General features: G+C 53.9%; 13 protein-coding genes. 6 read left to right on the forward strand and 7 right to left on the reverse strand.

Features of this window, described 5'->3' with window-relative positions:
• Positions 1-20 precede the first annotated feature (20 nt).
• Both ACR0MQ_RS16490 and ACR0MQ_RS16495 read right to left on the reverse strand, forming a co-directional pair.
• Positions 21-809, reverse strand: a complete 789-nt coding sequence (locus ACR0MQ_RS16490) for an inositol monophosphatase family protein (protein ID WP_480609431.1) — start codon at positions 807-809, stop codon at positions 21-23.
• A gap of 18 nt (positions 810-827) precedes the next feature.
• On the reverse strand, positions 828-1601 hold the full coding sequence (locus tag ACR0MQ_RS16495) for a DeoR/GlpR family DNA-binding transcription regulator (protein ID WP_170775552.1): 774 nt from the start codon (positions 1599-1601) through the stop codon (positions 828-830).
• Between the two features lie 216 nt (positions 1602-1817).
• Here ACR0MQ_RS16495 and ACR0MQ_RS16500 point away from each other — a divergent pair, with 216 nt between their 5' ends.
• From ACR0MQ_RS16500 to ACR0MQ_RS16515, 4 genes are all read left to right on the forward strand, one after another.
• Positions 1818-3383 carry a sulfatase-like hydrolase/transferase gene (locus ACR0MQ_RS16500; RefSeq protein ID WP_170775554.1) on the forward strand — a complete coding sequence of 522 codons (1566 nt, stop codon included), beginning with the start codon at positions 1818-1820 and terminating at the stop codon, positions 3381-3383.
• 373 nt (positions 3384-3756) lie between these two features.
• Entirely contained in the window at positions 3757-5283 is a 1527-nt protein-coding gene (locus ACR0MQ_RS16505) for a caspase family protein (protein ID WP_480609436.1), read from the forward strand.
• Positions 5253-5954 carry a hypothetical protein gene (locus ACR0MQ_RS16510; RefSeq protein WP_480609439.1) on the forward strand — a complete coding sequence of 234 codons (702 nt, stop codon included), beginning with the start codon at positions 5253-5255 and terminating at the stop codon, positions 5952-5954. The genes ACR0MQ_RS16505 and ACR0MQ_RS16510 overlap by 31 nt, the downstream gene beginning before the upstream one ends.
• Positions 5951-6370 (forward strand): hypothetical protein, encoded by a 420-nt coding sequence (locus ACR0MQ_RS16515; protein WP_170775559.1) that lies wholly within the window; start codon positions 5951-5953, stop codon positions 6368-6370. Before ACR0MQ_RS16510 ends, ACR0MQ_RS16515 begins: the two co-directional genes overlap by 4 nt.
• A gap of 14 nt (positions 6371-6384) precedes the next feature.
• On the opposite strand, the gene ACR0MQ_RS16520 is transcribed toward ACR0MQ_RS16515, so the two are convergent.
• Complete coding sequence (locus ACR0MQ_RS16520) at positions 6385-7872, reverse strand: caspase family protein (RefSeq protein WP_170775561.1); 1488 nt, start codon at positions 7870-7872, stop codon at positions 6385-6387.
• Between the two features lie 150 nt (positions 7873-8022).
• On the opposite strand from ACR0MQ_RS16520, the gene ACR0MQ_RS16525 reads away from it, so the two are divergent.
• The gene (locus ACR0MQ_RS16525; RefSeq protein ID WP_010443420.1) at positions 8023-9078 is read left to right on the forward strand and encodes an OmpA family protein; all 1056 of its coding nucleotides are present in this window, start codon (positions 8023-8025) and stop codon (positions 9076-9078) included.
• A 21-nt stretch (positions 9079-9099) separates the two neighbouring features.
• Here ACR0MQ_RS16525 and ACR0MQ_RS16530 read toward each other — a convergent pair whose 3' ends face one another.
• From ACR0MQ_RS16530 to ACR0MQ_RS16545, 4 genes are all read right to left on the reverse strand, one after another.
• Positions 9100-11034 (reverse strand): caspase family protein, encoded by a 1935-nt coding sequence (locus ACR0MQ_RS16530; RefSeq protein ID WP_480609445.1) that lies wholly within the window; start codon positions 11032-11034, stop codon positions 9100-9102.
• Positions 11035-11054: 20 nt separating this feature from the next.
• Positions 11055-14708, reverse strand: a complete 3654-nt coding sequence (locus tag ACR0MQ_RS16535) for a two-partner secretion domain-containing protein (RefSeq protein ID WP_480609448.1) — start codon at positions 14706-14708, stop codon at positions 11055-11057.
• Positions 14653-16344, reverse strand: coding sequence for a ShlB/FhaC/HecB family hemolysin secretion/activation protein (locus tag ACR0MQ_RS16540; RefSeq protein WP_480609451.1), 1692 nt, complete (start codon positions 16342-16344; stop codon positions 14653-14655). The genes ACR0MQ_RS16535 and ACR0MQ_RS16540 overlap by 56 nt, the downstream gene beginning before the upstream one ends.
• A gap of 209 nt (positions 16345-16553) precedes the next feature.
• On the reverse strand, positions 16554-17393 hold the full coding sequence (locus ACR0MQ_RS16545; protein ID WP_170543759.1) for a M15 family metallopeptidase: 840 nt from the start codon (positions 17391-17393) through the stop codon (positions 16554-16556).
• 166 nt (positions 17394-17559) lie between these two features.
• On the opposite strand from ACR0MQ_RS16545, the gene ACR0MQ_RS16550 reads away from it, so the two are divergent.
• The gene (locus ACR0MQ_RS16550) at positions 17560-18135 is read left to right on the forward strand and encodes an OmpA family protein (protein WP_170471978.1); all 576 of its coding nucleotides are present in this window, start codon (positions 17560-17562) and stop codon (positions 18133-18135) included.
• Positions 18136-18167 lie beyond the last annotated feature (32 nt).

The following is an 18167-nucleotide window of genomic DNA, read 5'->3' on the forward strand; positions in this document are numbered from 1 at the left end:
AGAAATCTGCCATTTACCATCTAGCGTCCCTGGGTCATGGCCAATAGCTCGGCATGCAATGCAGGCGTCGCGGCTGATATCACACGACCATCCGAATTCAGATTAAGCGGATTACCATTCCAATCAGTAATCACACCACCGGCAGCTTCGATGACAGCCGCAACCGGAAGAAAATCGTAAGGTTGCAGGTCATAGTCAATAACCGCGTCAACGTGCCCCATCGCAACCAGGGCATGGGGATAGCAATCGTAGGCGAACCTTCGGGTTTGCCCGGAATGCATCAAATCTCCGAACAAATCAGGGTGATCACGGTAAATCTTATCTCCTTCATTCACGAAGAATACTGCGTGGCTCAAACTCTCTGTTTCACTGACTGAAACCGACTGGCCATTTAGCATGGCCCCTTGCCCTTTGATACCAAGCAGACATTCATTCAGTGCGGGCATTCCAATCACGCCAAGCAAAGGTTCACCCTTAACAAGCAAACCCAACAAGAAGCCAAACAATGGGTGGCCTGACAGAAACGAACGGGTGCCGTCAATCGGATCGATGATCCAGACATTATCACGATTCAACCCCTCGGCACCCTGTTCCTCACCAAATATTCCATCTTCTGGAAAGTGCTCAGCCAAGTAGGCACGCACGATGGTTTCGACGCCTTTATCTGCCTGAGTCACAGGGCTTTCATCGGTTTTGAATTCAACGCCCAAGCGGCCACGAAAATAACCCCGAGCTGCGTCAGCGGCCAAAGCTGCAATCTGCGTCGCATGCTCTGCATGTGATTTCCCGTCCGTAGTCGATCTAACCATTTCTGAGGGGCTCAACATTCAATACGATCCATCTGCAATTACTGCTTTGATACCCCAGGCATCCAGTGATTGCGCGAGTGCCTTACCAGGCGCTTTATCGGTCACAATATGACTAATCTGGCGCGGGGCGGGTCCTACGAAGGGCGCAGATTCGCTGAGTTTGCCGTGGTCGAATGCAATCAAAATCTGGTCGGCACATTCCGCCACGATCTGCGCAAGCTCTGCCTCTGCATTGCTGTGATACAAAAAGCCTCGGCGTGGTGAAACGGCATCCGTACTGAGGATCGCCATGTCATATACCAGTCGCTGGGCCTGTCTGTGGGTTACGTGACCAAAGGCACCACGCTCATTGGCCTGCATTTCTCCGCCAAGAATATGCACCCGGTTACCATTCACGTTGACCAGTGTCTGGGCCACTCCAATCGAATTGGTAGCGATTGTAAGGTTTTGATGCCGTCGCAGTTCTTCCGCGACAAATGCAGTGGTCGATCCAACATCAAGAAAAAGGGTCATGCCGTCAGAGACTCGCGTACTAACGACATTGGCAATCAGCCGCTTTTCTGTCGGGCGCTGAGTAATGCGCCGAAAAAAGCTGGGGTCGTTCTGTGTGCCCACCAAATAAGCACCACCACGCACGCGGGCCACCATTGCGGTTTTGGAAAGGGACTTGATTGTCCTCCGTACTGTTTCCTCGGAAACGTCGAGCGCTTTCGCCAGATCTGTGTTCCGCGCAGAGCCACCCAGGCGCCTTAGCGCTTCAAGAAGCTCAATTTCTCGGTGCGTCTGCGACATCCGCTTTCCACAATATCCCTCACAGTTTCCACGTTATCCCACAATTTTTTGCAAAAGCAACAATTCTTGCGTCCATATGTTGATTTTTGATGTTTAATGTGGATTTTGGCGGGGCGTGCAGCGCATTCTTTGCTCGGCACAAGCAAGTTAGAATCACAACAGCTAGATTCCTGACATCAACTGAGCCGTCGGTCAATTCATCTGGAGCGTCAAACGATGCACGACAAAAGAAACGTCCTTTTTATTATCACCGACCAGATGCGGGCCGATTGTGTGTTTGGCGCGCTGGCGAACCACGTTGATCTACCCCATTTGCGGGCACTGATGAAAGACAGCGTCACCTTCACCCGTCATTTCTCGGTTACAAATCCATGCGGGCCATCGCGAGCATCGCTGCTGACGGGGCAATATGCGATGAACCACCGCTCAGTTCGAAACGGCACGCCTCTTCGCCACGACACGCCTTCGATCGCATCAGAGATGCGCAAGGCAGGCTACCTTCCTATGCTTTTTGGATATACCGACACCTCGCAGGACCCGCGCGTATTTGACGCCAATGATCCGGCACTGCGTTCTTACGAGTTTCACCTGCCGGGTTTTCAGGAAATGGTGGAGATGCGCATGGAGATGTCTTTTCCCTGGCGATCACACCTTAAGAACAAAGGATATGTTTTCGACGACTATTTTGATGTTTTTAAACCCGTCTCGCCAACCGGAGACGCCCCGAAACTGAATGATCCTGCGCTCTATGCTGCAGAAGACAGTGACACAGCATTTCTGACTGACCGGTTTCTGGAAACCATGCCAGCTTATGCAGATCAGGACAAAGGATGGTTCGCCCATCTTACTTATCTACGACCACATCCGCCGCTGGTCGCACCAACCCCTTACAACCAAATGTATGATCCGGCCAAACTGCCGAATCCAACGCGCCATGCTTCAGCACAAGCAGAAGACGCGCTCCATCCGTTCTTCGCACCTGCCAGAGCTAACAGTGCTGTTGAAGGATTTGTTGAAGGTTTCCCCGAACTCGAGCCAACTGACGAGGTCGTCGCGACCCTTCGGTCTATCTATCTGGGCCTCGCAACCGAAGTTGATCACCACATCGGTCGTGTCGTGCAGTTTCTGAAAGACAGCGGCCAATACGACAACACATTGTTGGTAGTCACAGCCGATCATGGCGAGATGCTGGGTGACCATCATAGTTGGGGTAAGATGTCGGTCTATGACGCGGCATACCATACACCCCTGATTGTCAGGATGCCGGGCGGTGTCGAAGGCGCACAGATCTCGAAGCCAACGGAGAGCATCGATATTGTCCCAACGATCCTCGATTGGGTTGGGCAACCAGCTCATGACGCAATGAATGGTATGACTTTGATGCCGCTCCTTGAGGGGAACCAACCCGAGAAATGGCGCAAATATTCTTTCTCTGAGCTCGATTTTGCGGACCCAATCGCGCCAACCCTTTGGCAGAAGACGCTTGGCACGGACATCTCGGACAGCTGTCTTGGAATTCTGCGCGACGATCGGTTCACGCTTGTCCAATTCGGAGCCGACCTACCACCCCTGCTTTTTGACCACAAAGGCAAAGGCGAAATGGAAAACGTCGCAGAACGACCAGAGTTTTCGCAGGTCCTCACCCAAATGACGCAGGAGATGTTACGGCATCGCATGCGTCACATGGACAAAACCTTGTCCAATTGGATGATTACTTCGGACGGGCCCCTCCATCCTTCGCAGCTGGCATCACAAGTGGAAAAGAGTGGGAAAGCCTCTTAATTTTGCCGCGTGGTGCTCAAATGGTAGTAGAGTCAGCAATCTGGCGTGAATTCTTCCATTAGATCAGTCATGGTTTACGGGAATTGCGGCCTCAATGCTGATCTTGCTCAGACCTGGCGCAACAAAAATCATTCTGGAACAACATGAATGCAGAGCTTTCCCCAAGGTTTCTGCTCACTCTGCCCTTTGACGGTACTGTCTTTGATCTCAGCGATTTTTGCGGTCAAAAGAGTTTCAATGGAGCCGATCTATCAGAATAGCTTGCGGGCAAACCAAACCATACAAACTCCAATTGTAAATTTTCAATCTATTGCGCTAACCTAACTGCATGAGCCCGCTCCATCCGGCCAAGCCAACTAGCATTTTTCTCATAATGACGTTCTTGAACGGCTTGTTTTTTGCGACGCAGGTATATGCCCAAGAGCGTGTGGCATTATTAATCGGCAATTCAAACTATGAAGCCTCAGAAATGTCATTGCGCAATCCCGCAAATGACGTCGCAGCCTTGAGCGATGCATTGGAGGAGCTTGGATTTGCCGTCATCCAAGCCACGGATCAGAATGCAAGGGCCATGCAAAGGGCGGTAGAGCAATTCGGCGTCGCAGCGAAGGGTGCTGAGATGGCGGTCTTCTTCTACGCCGGACACGGTGTTCAGATCGGAGGAGAAAACCATCTGATTGGCACAGATTTTGCAGGCAACGATCTATCGGCACTCAGGCAAAGCTCGATGACCCTAGATTTGGTGCGCGATGTGATGTCCAGGGCCGGACCAGATATCGGGATCTTGCTCTTGGACGCTTGTCGCAACAACCCGTTTACCGAAAGTGGGATGGTCGAAAATGGGTTGGTCAGAATTCGTGGCGGAGCCGGTTTGCTGATCGCTTATGCCACTGACCCCGGCAATGTGGCCTATGATGGATTGGAAGAAAACAGCGTTTTCACCTCGGGTCTTCTCGATCACATTGCGACACCCAATCTGGACGTTCGACTGATGTTGGGTCGCGTACGCCAACAGGTCGTTCTTGAGACAGATGGACGCCAAATTCCCTGGGTCGAGGAATCCGTTCTGGATGAGTACAGCTTTGCGCCGGTTCTGACTGGCAGTGCCCCTAAGGACGAATACACTATTGATCTGGAACATTGGCGGCGCATCGCCTCCAGTTCAGATGCACAGGATTTCGAGGGATACCTAGAGGCCCACCCGGAGGGATTGTTTGCTTCATTTGCGCGCGAAAGGATAGCCGCTCCCCTACCGGAACCAGCAGCTTCGCTGGCGCCGATCAACACCTCGCTAACCGAAGCCGATCCCTACAAAATTGCCTCGGCATTGGTAGCTCTGGGGTATTTGAATGACCCCCAGACGCGCGATCTAGGCCCGGCATTGGACAATTATCGTAGCCAATTGCCAGAACGCGAAACTGCCTCGGCTGACCGCCTGCTTCAAGACGCGGCGCAAGTGTCGATTTTTCTGGCCACCACCACGCTGCAAAGACTACGCACCGATATTGTGGCGTTGCGCAGCCTGGAACGCACGCTTGGTATCGCCGAAGATGCATTGCGGCAAATCGAGGATATTGCCCGTACCGACGCAAATGCCTTGCCCATTTTGCAACAGGCGCGCAACGACATTTATGATATCTATCGATCGCGCGGAATCATCTTGCGCCGGCTGGACCAAAGCCGAAGCTACTACGAAGAAGTTCTAAATCGCGCTGTCATCTTCTTCCCTCCTGGCATCGATGCGTCAATAATAAGCAAAGCATCGGCACCGCGGGATCTGAACATCGCCGATGCGCGAATGACAAACGACGCAGCTCTTTTTTTGCGGCACGTTTCGCAGGCAGAAGATAGTAGAAAAGGAAGTTACCAATGGCTGACCGATCTCATCCCTCCCGAATAGGTGCTGCACTTGTTGCGGTATCTCTTGCCCTCTCGGCTTGCGGGGATAGCAGTCAGTCCTCGGCCCCTGCGACTGGCTCCACGGGAGCAACACAGGCTGAGGCCGATCTAGCGAAACAGGCCGCGGCGATGCAGAAAACAATCCTGCAAGGTGCCATCGCAGGTGGTGTCACCGGTGGCGCGATCGGATTTGGCCTTGGCGGTAGTGACGATATTGGGACAGGTATTTCAGTTGGCCTCGGGGCGGGTGCCCTGGCCGGAACCTACGTCGCCTTCGTTCAGCGCAACTATGCTGGCCGCGAGGCACGTCTGAGGCAAATCAGAAAAGATCTGGATCGCAATGCCAGTGAAATGCAAACGACGCTGAACGTTATGAACCAGGTTCTTGCGGCGCAAAGAGCCGAACTTGATGCACTGAACGCCAGCGTAGCAGCGGGCACAGCCGATCAGGCGGAGGTCACAAAAGAGCTTGCCGAGGCTAATGGCAATCTTGCTCAGATGGAGCTTGCAATTGACGGAGCTACCAAACGTCAGGCTGAATTCAATGAGGCCCGGAACCTGACGATTAAACGCGGTCAGACCGCCTCACCGATTGACGGAGATTTAGCCGCCCTATCGAACCAGATCACGCAAATGCGCGGGATCGCAAACGATCTGGCATCTTCGCTATGACGAAAGGCACAGCAACTCGTTTCGCCGCCCTGCCCTGCCTATTGCTGGCCGGATGTCAGACCACGACCGATCCGGCGGACGGCGGTTTCTTTGCCGGAGTCTCAGGTATCACAACCGGAGCCTATGATGATCGCATCGCTGCTGCCGAGGGGGATGTGGCCACCGCAGAGGCGCGCAACGAAGCCCTCGCCGCGCAAATCCGGAATTCTGAATCCGAATTGGCACAGTTGAAGTTGAATATTCTTCAACAGCGCGATGCAATCGGAGGGGGCGATGCCGCAACGGCTGCCCGCATCGACCGTGTGCTGAATGACACGCCTACTGGTGCAACCCCGGATGCTAAACTGGCAGCATTACAAAAGAGCATCGCTGAAGCCCGCGCCCTGAGTGCCGATCTTGCCAAACTGTCGGGTTGACCCGCCTCAGCGCATTATCCCTGGCACCCACCAAGAGCCCAGCGGCGGAGATTGACCTTTAGGCCACCGCCATAGGGGTGTTGCTTGGTAACATTCCCGGCCTCGGGGCGATTCACGTAGGTCTGTGCCTGATCGCAAAGGGCTTCGGGTGTCCATTGATGGCAATTGGAGCAGTTCTGGTCTTTCCACAACTCGTCCGGCAACCCCTCGATTGGCGGAAATTGTGGCGTGCCCAACACCAGTTGATTGATGGTCTGCCCGCGCACATACGCGTTTCCAAAATCAAGCGGAGAGTCCAGTGTAACCAGCACATCTGCTGACGCATCAACCCCACCTTGGGGCTCTGATACATCGGAATCGGGTGCAGTCTTACGTGTCACGGATTCCTGTCCATACCTCAGGGCCGCCAGACGGTCCTCCGCTTTGTTCGAAAACGCGCCTTCGGGAAAACTCTGCAAATACACTTCGTAGGCATGAACGGTATCATCGGCCAGAGCGAGCTCATACATCAGGCGTTCTGTCTCATTAGCCTCGGCAACTTCCTCCTGCTGCTCTGGCGCATTCGCCCCGAGCAGCGGGGATGTCCCAAAGGACTCTGCCATAACCGTCTGCAATAGACTGCTAGCCTCTTCGGCACGCGAACTATTGGGATATGCCCGCATGAAGAGCATGATCTGAACAGGGTCGCGTGTGGTAATCGCTTCCTGCCACAGGTCATCTTCACTTTGATTATTGGCGATTTGCGTTTGGATCTGCGGTGAGAATGCAAAATCCTGTGTCAAAGACGATGTATCCCAAGGGGTTTGCAGGCCGCGCGTTTCTTGCAGTACGTCAACGCGAACTTTTTTGAACAACTGTTCGATGGCCATGCCCGGTGTTTCGATATGTTCTGCCAGACTGAGTGTGAACGGGCTGTTGCCTTTTTCGCCGTCCAGTGCAACCCCACCGGGATCGGTGGCATAGGCAAGAAAAGTGCCCGTCGGGGCCTTCATCTCGGCCAGGCCATTGTCATCCATGTTCGAAAGACTTTCGAATGGATTGTTCCGACAAGCGTCAAGAATGACAATATTGGTCTTGTTATGTGCTGATGCCATCTGATGCAGGACAGAACGCGCTTCCACTGCCATCAGATCCAGATCGGCCGGATCACTGAGTGAGATATCGACCGGTAGCAGGTAATTCGAACCAAAGGACTGTACGCCATGTCCGGCATAGTAAAAGAGCCCGACCGCATCTTCACCACTTTGACGCAGGTCGCGGCCAAACTGGGAAATCGCCCTTTTCATCTCAATCTGATTACTGTCCGTCAGATTTCGGACATCAAAGCCAAGGTCAGTGAGCTTTTTCGAAATCAGCTTTGCGTCATTGACCGGATTGTCCAACGGCGAGACTGAACCATAGGCAGAATTCCCAATCACAAGCGCAATACGCGTCTCGGCCCCTACCTGAGCGGCCCATGATATCGATATCATCGCAATCAGAACGTAATAAATGCGAAACACGCCAGATCCTTTGCCACCATCATCCTAGCATATCCGTGACGCCGAGACATCAAGCCAGCTAGAAATTGGTTATATGTGTCTTTTGGCTTTATTATGACCACGGACTGACATATTCCGATTTGAGTATCAAGCATAGGAAGAGGTTCACACATGCCACGTTCAACCTTGATGCGAGTTCTTATTGCCATCGCGCTGTTGGTACTTTCGAATGCCGCATCGGCACAGAGCGCTGATCCATTTGAGCATGGCTGGACGCTTGATGCCGAAACCTCCGAATTGCAGTTTTTGTCCGTTAAGAAAAATTCGGTGGCTGAAAACAGTGGATTTGCAACACTCACAGGTGTGATCAACCCGGATGGTGCCGCAGAGATCAGAGTTCTGATGGACAGCGTCGACACCAACATTGATCTGCGCAATGTGCGCATGCGATTTCTGTTTTTTGAGACCTTCAATTACCCTGAGGCTGTCATCACAGCGCAGCTTCCGCCTGAAAAGTTGGTTGACCTGCATCAGGCACGTCACAAAATCATTGACCTGCCCTATACCTTGTCGCTGCACGGCGTAACAAAGGACGGTGTCGCGCAGGTTGCCATCACATTGGTCGACAATGACCGTGTCGCTGTGGCAAATACTACACCGATTGCAATCGCACTGCCCGATTTCAACCTCGAAGAAGGGCGGGGCAAACTGCAGGAGGCTGCGGGCGTCGACATCCTGCCCTTCGGTTTCGTCAGCTTTGGCTTCGTGTTCGACCGGGCGCAAGCGGGCACCCCTCCGCAACTTGTCGCGGCATCGACGACCCCCGGGGCCGCAGCGCTTGAAACCAAAGGCAATCTTGACCGCGAAGCCTGTGAAGGCCGCATGGAGATTCTTTCGCGTACAGGCAACATCTACTTCAATTCGGGCAGCGCCCGCTTGTCAGATGCGTCCATTCCGCTGCTGACCAACCTGCACAATATCGTTGATCGCTGCCCTGAACTGACGATCGAGATCGGAGGCCATACAGACAGTGACGGCTCGGATTCAGCAAATCGGGTGCTCAGCGAACGTCGCGCGCAAGCCGTCAACACCTATCTGGTCAATCAGGGTATCGCACCCGAACGTCTTGTAACCGTCGGCTATGGTGAAAGCCGTCCTGTGACTTCAAACGATACGGCCGAAGGCAAACGGCGCAATCGTCGGATCGAATTTGTGCCGGTGAATTAACCGCAATTGAAAAACAAGGGCTCAATCCCCGGCCAGAATAATCGGATTGAACCCGCCGCTGCGCCATTGTTGCAGGGCTGAAATGAAATTCGGCCCTGGCACACCGTCGATGGTACTGGAGTAGTAGCCGGCTTTTTGCAGCAGTTTTTGCACTTCCATCAAAGTATCCCGCGTCCACTGATCCGAGGCCAGTGACAACTGGTTCACAATCGTGCCGTTATCTTCTGCCGCACCCCGCAGCAACATGCGGGCTGCTTCGACGGGGTCTTGTGCAACGCCACGTCCCTCATCCAACAAGATCGCCGCCGCCAGATACCCCTGATATTCACCATCGCGCGCGGCTTTCTCAAAGTAGTTCAGCGCCTCTGTTGGCTCTCCGGAAACCCCATCCTGCGCCAGCACACCAAGGTTGAAGGTTGCTTTAGCTGATCCACCTTCAGCGGCTTTCTGCAATAGCGCGATCGCGCGCGCCTCGTCCTTAGGCACGATATTCCCTTCGAATAGTGTCACAGCCAGATTGATCATGGCGTCAAAACTGCCGCCTTCTGCCGCGCGTTCGTAGAGAGACAGCGCCATGTCTTGATCCTGTGGCACCCCTGTTCCGCTTTCATGCAGTTGCGCCAGCGAAACCATCGCCCGCAAGTCACCTGCCTCAGCCGCCTGCTTGTAAAGCGTAACGGCGCGATCCACATCCCCTGCAGCAATGGTTGCCCGCGCCAACAAGGCTACGTAGTGCGACAGATCAGGCGTCTGCACGGTGGCAGCACTGCAGGCCTGTATAGCCGTCAATGCGTTTTCCTGAAGGCGGCTGAATGGCACCCCAGGGATGCTGGCCGTTCGGTCTCGGGGATGGGTCGCAAGACGTTCACATATACCGCCCGGGGTACTGTCTTCGGGGCGCGGAATTGATGAAATTAAGCGCTGCGCCTGACCGGCATGAGCACCGTTGGGGTATTGCTCCAGATAGAATTCGAGCAGCGGGCGCATGCGGCTGCGCTGTGCAAGTTTCCAAAGACGCTCGGCTTGCTCGTCTTCCTCTTCGACGGTCACCGCGCGGGTCAGCGTTTGCGCCTGCCCTGCCCGGTCCAGAAATGCCACAACTTCGTTCACATGTGCGCCTTGCGGATAGCGATCTATGTAAAGCTGCATGAGCGAGGCATCCTGCGCATTAGCCGCAACCTGCCACAGCAACGTCTCTTCCGAGGCAGTAACGGGGCTGTTGTCAAAACGGAACTGCCGCGTCAAAGACGAGTTGTCCCAAGGAATTTGACGTCCCCCCGTTGAAGCCAGAACATCCTTACGGACCGAAATCATCAAATCCGAGATGTCCTGTCCGGGCGTGTAGATATGGCTCAGCAACGCTTCGGTGAAAAAACTGTTTCGACCGGTGCCGTCATAGGCCACGTTGTCAGGTTGGGTCGCATAAGCAAACATGAAATCCGCGGCGCTGCCAACACGTGCCAGCCCGTCACCGCCAACCTCAATCCCGGTGCCTACAAAAGGATTGTCGCGACAGGCATCAAGAAAAACCAGTCGAATACCGTCTGACCGTTCCATTCGGCTAACGAATTCGTCCATCTGAATCGTCTGTTCCGGAATGTCATCCGGTTCCGTGATCTGAGCATCAACTGGGACCAGATAATTGCGCCCGCCCACTTGAAACCCATGGCCTGCATAAAAAAGCAGCGACACATCGGAATCCGCCGCAGTTGCACCGTAAGATTCTGCGAGTGACAGCATTTCATCATGCGTCAGATCGGTGCCCAGAAACACCTCAAACCCGAGCCCTTCAAGCGCGATGGCCAGATCGGACGCATCGTTGATCGGGTTGTCCAGCGGGCTCACCGACAAATAGTCCGAGTTGCCGATGACTAGCGCAACACGTTTGTCAGCCAGTGCCATTGAAGCACCGAACATCAACAGTAGAAGCGCCGCGAGGCAACGTTTCAGGTACACTGGCTAAGTTCTCCGACGTCTTAGAGACCGATGGCGCGCGTCAGTCCGATTTCCGCCTGACCAACAGCCGCCACTATCGTTTCTACCTGCTGGTTCTGGATGATGGCAAGTTCGGGATCGCTTGCTCTTATCAACGTGATAGCTTTTCGGATCTCCCTCTGAGCCTGACGAATTTGACGCCGTGCCTGCTGGACAGCTTCGCGTCGAATCGCGTTGCGTTCCTCTGCGGTCGTGGCAAGCGACAGACGGCGGCTGGCTTCTTCGCCAGTTTCGCGGATACCGGCACTGGCACCGCGAATGATATCCCCAACGGAATCCAGACCCGGTGGTAGGCCCTTAACGATCCCATCTAGATCGGCAGCATACTCATCCATCGCTTGGGCCAGACAGGCAAGATATTCGCTAACGCTTTCACCACTACTGGCACAGGATGCAATCTCTTCGTCAAATTCCTGCGACACATTTTCGACTGTCCCCAACGCGGCTTCTGCCTCGGCGACAGTTGTCACGGCTGTGCCTCCGCCACCTCCGCCGGTGATTGTTGTGTCTACTGTCGGCGTAACCTCAATTGTAGGCGTCGGAGGAACTGTAATAATCGTACCGTTTGTAATGACGGCCGCCCCCGGCAAAGCGGCAATCGTAAAGACCTGCCCGCCGCTGCTGGTCACTGAACTTCTGCCCAATGTAAAAGTCGTCGCCCCGGGCGAAGTGCTGGCGAAATTCAACGGACTGAAAACGCTGGAAGTATTCAGCGTATCGGATGCCGGACCAAACCGATAAAGCGATGGCCCACCATAGACCGTACCCGTCGTGGAGGCGCTAGATGTCTCGCCGGCCGGGACGGCAACATCGTCAGGTATGGCGAAGAGCACGGGCGAAGTTGTGTAATTTGCAGGGTTTGTGCTGCCGGTACCCGGTGCCCATACGCTGGTGAAATCCCATCCCTGAGAAGAGGCGCGTCGGTAAAAGCTCTCGGTGTCCTGCAGCTGCGATGTGCTCAGTGCAGTGCCACCGTCACTGGTGCTAACCCCCGTAGATTGGCTATCCCAGAATGAAGCTGTGACCGAGGCTGAGGGATCGTTAAAGACAACCAGACCGCCGAAGGTTGTTGACGCCGACCCGTTCGAGGTTATGGCACCCGTTGCAAATGTGCGTTCGATCGTACCAACGGTTCCAAAATCAAGGTTTTCATCATTGTCGATCACCAGACCACCAATGGTCACAGTGTCATCGACGTTGTTGGCCGTAATATCTGACGTTGAATAGGAATCCCGGATTGTTCCAGAATTGAACGCCACCAGACCTGCGCCAAGGGCATCGCCAGAGCCTGTCAAACTAGTCAGGATGACTGGCCCGGAACTGTTCGACCGCTCAATCGTGCCAACATTATCAATGACAAGCCCGGCACCAATTATTGCAGCGTCAGAGGCATCTGGCGGGAATATTGCTTCGACGCGTGCGGTCGAGAAACTGTCCTCAATCGTACCTTCGTTGAATCCAACCAAACCCGACGCTTGTGATGCGCCGCTAAAGTTCTGCGCTGTCACAGTTCCACCGAAGGAAACGCCACTAATAAGGCCTGCGTTCGACAAAGCGACCCCGGACGCAATACCTCCATCAATGTCCGCATTCGTAATGCTAAGGTTCGATACCGAGCCCGCCTCCTCAATTGCCAAAAAGAAAGCGGCAAGGCCATCACCCTGATCAATGTTCAACCCATCAATCGCAAACCGATTGCCATCCAGCGAGCCTGAGAACGTGTCGATCGGATCAAAACCTCCGGACCAGCCGGATGTGACCGACGCATCGATGTTATTCACCAATTCAAAGCTGTCACCATCCAGCCCGCTGCTATCGATACCTTGCAGACCATAGACATCCGTCAATTGATAAGGGCTAGCGGCAGTTTCGCTACCACCCAGCGCCCTCAGGAATGTGGCCCCGTCCGTGATCGAGAAATCGCCCGCCGCGAAAGAAGGGAGCGCACTGCTGATCTGATCCCAAAAACCTGCGATTATCGTGAATGTCCCGACGTTGATATCGCCACCGGCACCCGTGGTGATCCGGCCCAACCCGTCTACCGCGCCAAGCGCCGTCAGGATTAATCCGCCGTTCGACCCGTTGATTGCACCATTGAACGTGATGATATTGTCCGCGATCAGCGCCAGATCGGTGGCCGCGGTCCAGTCAATGTCGGCATTGATTGTTATGTCACCGTCATCGGCGCCACTTCCGGACGTTGTTAGTGTGACATTCCCGAGTGAAAGCTGAGTCTCAAGATCCGCTTCTGTAATTGTACCTGGGACTGTAATGTTAACAGGATCCAGCAGCAGATCACCAAATTCCCCGTTAGGCGCACGCAGGTCGGTGAAGCCGCGATAAAGCAGATCCTTTTTCCCTGAAACTTCAACGAAGCCTCCGTCGCCGGAAAGATCTCCTCCCCTTGCAGAGATCTGACCGTGGAATGTTGTCAGATCATCGGCCCAGACAACGATGCGTCCGCCATTGCCCTCCTCACCACCATCGGCGGTTAGGGTAGAGCTTGCGTCCACATTGGTTGTCTGTGCTGTCTGCAGCGTACCGCCACCCTGATAGTCTCCGCCTACCAAGATTGTGCCGCCATCACCGCCACCAGCCCCATCAGCGCTCAGCGTGGCACCGGCTAATGCAATCGCTTCACCCGTGATCGTGATTGTTCCACCATCTTGCGCACGAACCCTTGGGCGCAACGAGGTTTCAACAATCGTCTCGCGGGCCGAAGTGTCGATTGTCCCGCTGATACGAACCGCTCCACCGCTACCACCTAAAACAACTGCGCCGGAAACGCCTCCGACGGATTTCGCCTCAATCACTCCAGACATGTTGATCACCTGCCGCGCGGCATCGCGCGCGCTGGCTGCTTTCAGATGAACCAGACCACCCTCAGCCTCGATCCGCCCCGAATTGGTGACCAAGGCCTCCATCGTGGCATCATCGCTGTCCGATGGAACCGCAACCTGCAAAAACCCATCGCCTGAGACGTCAAGGGTTACCTGTTCACCAGCACCCAAACCGACCTTGCCCAATGGCACCCTGATCAAGCCCGAGTTAGATACCTTGCCGCCGATCAGCGCCGCATAGCCACCGGGAACGATGGAGATCGTTCCGGCATTCTCAACCGAAGCTGAATTTCCGTTACCTTCGAAACGATATCTCCCGTTCAGGAAATCATCATCCGAGATAGCGAGGGTCGAGGCTACAAATCCGCCTGTATTTACATGACCGTTCGGCCCGATGAAAATGCCATTGGGGTTGACGAGAAACACCTGCCCGTTCGCATTCAGCTGCCCGTGGATTTGGCTAGTGGTATCACCCGTCACCCGGTTCAGGATGGCGCTCTGCTGTCTGGGCTGATGAATGTTAACCGTCGAACCGGAACCGACCGAAAATCCGTCCCAGTTCACAATAGCGGTGTCTGAACTTTGAGTTATGTCCAGTTGTGTGCTGCTGGGCTGCGAAATTGTCGCACTGCCTGAGGCCACGGAACCACCTGTCGGCAAGGACTGCGCCATCGCAGTCGTGCCCCAAAGCAATGCCGTGGCTGAAACTATCGCAGTCCGAAGTAACTTGTTGGTGTGCTCAGAATCTCCGGCTCGCAACGATACTGAAGCGGTTTCCGTCAGCTCCCAGGTCATCGCGTTCACCTCTCCCATACTCAACTCGTAACGAACCCGACTTATAGGTCGAGTTTTCAATGATAAACAAATCAGCGCCGATCCCATAGGAATAGGCCGTGGTGGTGCTTTGCTCAAATATCGTAGGCTGTTCTAATCCCAGTTCCCCATAAGCACCAAAGATATAGGGCTTCAACAGCAGCGGAACTCCGGCGAGTTCAATCTGTTGAGATCGTCCCACTTCGGACCGCACGACCCAACCATCATCACCACGTAGCGAGCCCGCGTCAAACGTTGACAGCTCGCTGGAGCTGGCGACGCTGAACTGCTCTGATGTAACCAGCGGATCGCCAAAACTAGATTGAATGCGGCCGCTTAGATTCAACGACCAATTGGCATTTATCGGGCGCTGATATTGACCGGCCAAAACGAGTTTGGTGAATTCGGCACTGGCACCCTGCCGAGACAAAGGTGCTTCATCAGGCCCGACCGATGTGCTGGCTCCAAATGCATCTAACCCACGAGACAGGATAGCACTGCCGCGCAAGAATGCCCCATTATCATAGTTTCGTGTTACATCTAAAGTTGCGCGCAAGACGCTTGTATCGTCGTCGTATATCGGGACTGAATCTGATCCGATCAGCAAATCTTGAGAATCGCTGATACGGTCAAAGATCAGCTGCGATGTCAGATTTAGCTGCCTTGATCGAATCCATGGATAATACAGCCTCAGAGACAACCTCTCGAATTCGCTTTCATTCGGAACAATGTCTGTTTCGGGGCGCGCCTTACTGGATGTTACTTCTGCATTAAACGTCAGACCATCATAGCCAATCGGGAATACGGTACCTGCCGCAACTATTCGGTATTCAGGGTCACTCGAGAAAAACCGCGTAGGGGACCCGCCCACATTGAAGTAGAAGGTCTCTCCAAGATCGAGAAAACCGTTCAACTCAAGCCCCAGGCTCAAGTTCACGGGACCAAGTTCATCCGATAATGTGTTGTCGAACCCAAATGAGCCGGTAATTTCTTTGAATTCTCCGTCCAGTGTTAGAATCGTTCCGCCATCGGCGTCCCCAGCTGATAGTGTCGATGCCAGCCGAACTCCAAATGTATCACCCGCTAGCAATAGTGCCCGTTCAATCTCTTGCAGCCTGATACCGCGTTTGCCGATCAGTGGTTCAGTGATCGCCACCACCCGGTCGCGAACTTGTTCGGGAACCTTCCGGGCATCGATACGCTCAACAAACCCATCAACCACAACAATGCGAAGGGTTCCACCGTCGCGCAGAGTCTGCTGCGGCAAAACCACACGACTTAGGACAAACCCAGCATTGGCGTACGCACTTTCCAGACGGTTGGTCGCCGCAAAGATTTCAGACGCCGCGACGCGCTTGCCCGACAACCGCTCAACAAAGGCGGTATTTGCGCTCTCCATCTGTGGCAGAGCACCTTCGATATCGACCCGCCCAACCGTCACGAACAACCGGTCCGCGCCCTCCGGGATCGGAGCACCCGGATCCCGCGCCACAGTCACTGGCCCAGTGCTTTGCTGATTTTGTGGCTGAAACGTCGAAGGCGCAATGTTGGACGCGCTTTGCGCCCAGACGCTATCCGCAAGAATGTTCAAGCTGCCGGCGGCAAGTGAAAATATCACGCTGATATTTTGGAGGCGCTGAAACTTCCTAGGCAGTAGCTTCGACATTGGTGACCTTTGGTGAAGGCGAGAAACAGTACTCAGAAAAACCCAGCGTATACGCCAAAGCAAGATTGTATTTACCATTTACGAAAACTCGTTGGAATTACTGTTCTGGGTATCACGTTTAGTGGCTTTGAAGTCCGTGTCCAACTTCACATAACGCGCAACTACAGCAGACCTTGCTCCAGCCACTCTTCTATCTTGTCTCGACTGACTTCGAAATGCATGGAATCCTCGCGCCCCCATGCAGCCCCCCAGACCCAGCCTTCCTGGCGGAAAAAATCGGCAAGGATAGTGAGGCCAAGTTGAGTTTTTCCATCGCCCAAAGTGTCCAGCACACCGTCGATGTTCAGATCAACAGCCAGTCCATAAGCATGCGCCGAGGCTGAAGATGTCGCTCCTCGAATTCGGCGGACACACAAAGACCCTGCCGTATTAATACGGGCAAATAAATCAGGATCGGTTCGTCGGATATTGTCGAATACAGTGCGCAGGGAATCGATTGCAGGTTTCAGCATCCGCACACGAACAGGCCCCACTTCTTCAAGGATCAGCAGACTTTCCAGACGCGGATTAGTCATTGACTGGCAACTGTCTGTTAAGTCCTCGCGCGGCAGACCAAACGTCTCTTTCAAGAATGTTGAATTTGCCAGCTGAAGTTGCTGGTTCACCTTTTTACGATTGGCAATCAGAACAACCTGAGCATAGGCATCGATGATGTCGTTTGGTGTGGTGCTGTCATAGCCAAAATCATCGGCACCGTCGGCACCTTGTTGCAACAAAGGTCCACCGCTTTGCGATCGGGAGATTTCCAGAGATAACTGCTCAATCTGATTGCGCATGTCTTCGACTTGCTGGCTCAGCATTTCAATCTCGATCCGAGCGCCTGAGTCGATTGCAGGCCCCTCAAAATCACTTTCAATAGGGACTATTATAGGGAAGACATACCAGATGATCGGGGCAAGGATTATCGCCACACCAAGGATTATCGCTGGAACGGTGCGCATCTGCTGTGTTTTCCTGTGTCTCACTGCCTTTATGCATCAACCTAGAAGTCGACGGATAGGATGTCACGTCTTTGCCCGAAATTGTTAATCTCATATGTGACTTTCTTCATTGTCGCTGCTCAGAGGCAGGAGTACTCTTGGTCTCAAATATGGAAGGACTTCAGTAATGCCTGCATTTTCATCGACGAAAACTATCGGGGCTTCGGCTTTTGCATTTGTATGTGCGACACAATTTGCACTGGCGCAGTCAAATGAACTGACAGCCGACGAAATCACCGACGCATTCAACAAACAAAAAACACGCGGACTTGTGATCGTGCCCTCAAATTCCGGCACCGAAACTACACAAGACACCGCTGAAACCACTGTTGCTGCAGCGCCCGCCGAGTATCAGCCCGTCGCAACAGAAGATCAGGTCAACATTCAGGTTCGTTTCGATTTCGCCTCGGCCGCACTGCGGGACGATGAGAAACCGAAATTGGCCTCGCTCTGTCAGGCGATGAAGAACGTCGACGTGAATGTCTTTCAGATTATCGGACACACCGACAGCGCAGGATCTGCGGAGTACAATCAAAACCTGTCTCTGTTGCGCGCAAAAGAGGTCAAACGCTTTCTTGTCAACGATTGCGGCATCTCGGACCAACGCCTGGAAGTGCTCGGCGTCGGTGAAGCACAACCTCTGAATAAGGATAACCCGCGTGCAGATGAAAATCGCCGCGTTGAATTTCAGGCTCTCGGCTGATTTAGTCTCCTCAGATAACAACTAAGTTCGAG

This window comes from Ruegeria sp. AN6 (assembly GCF_056540425.1).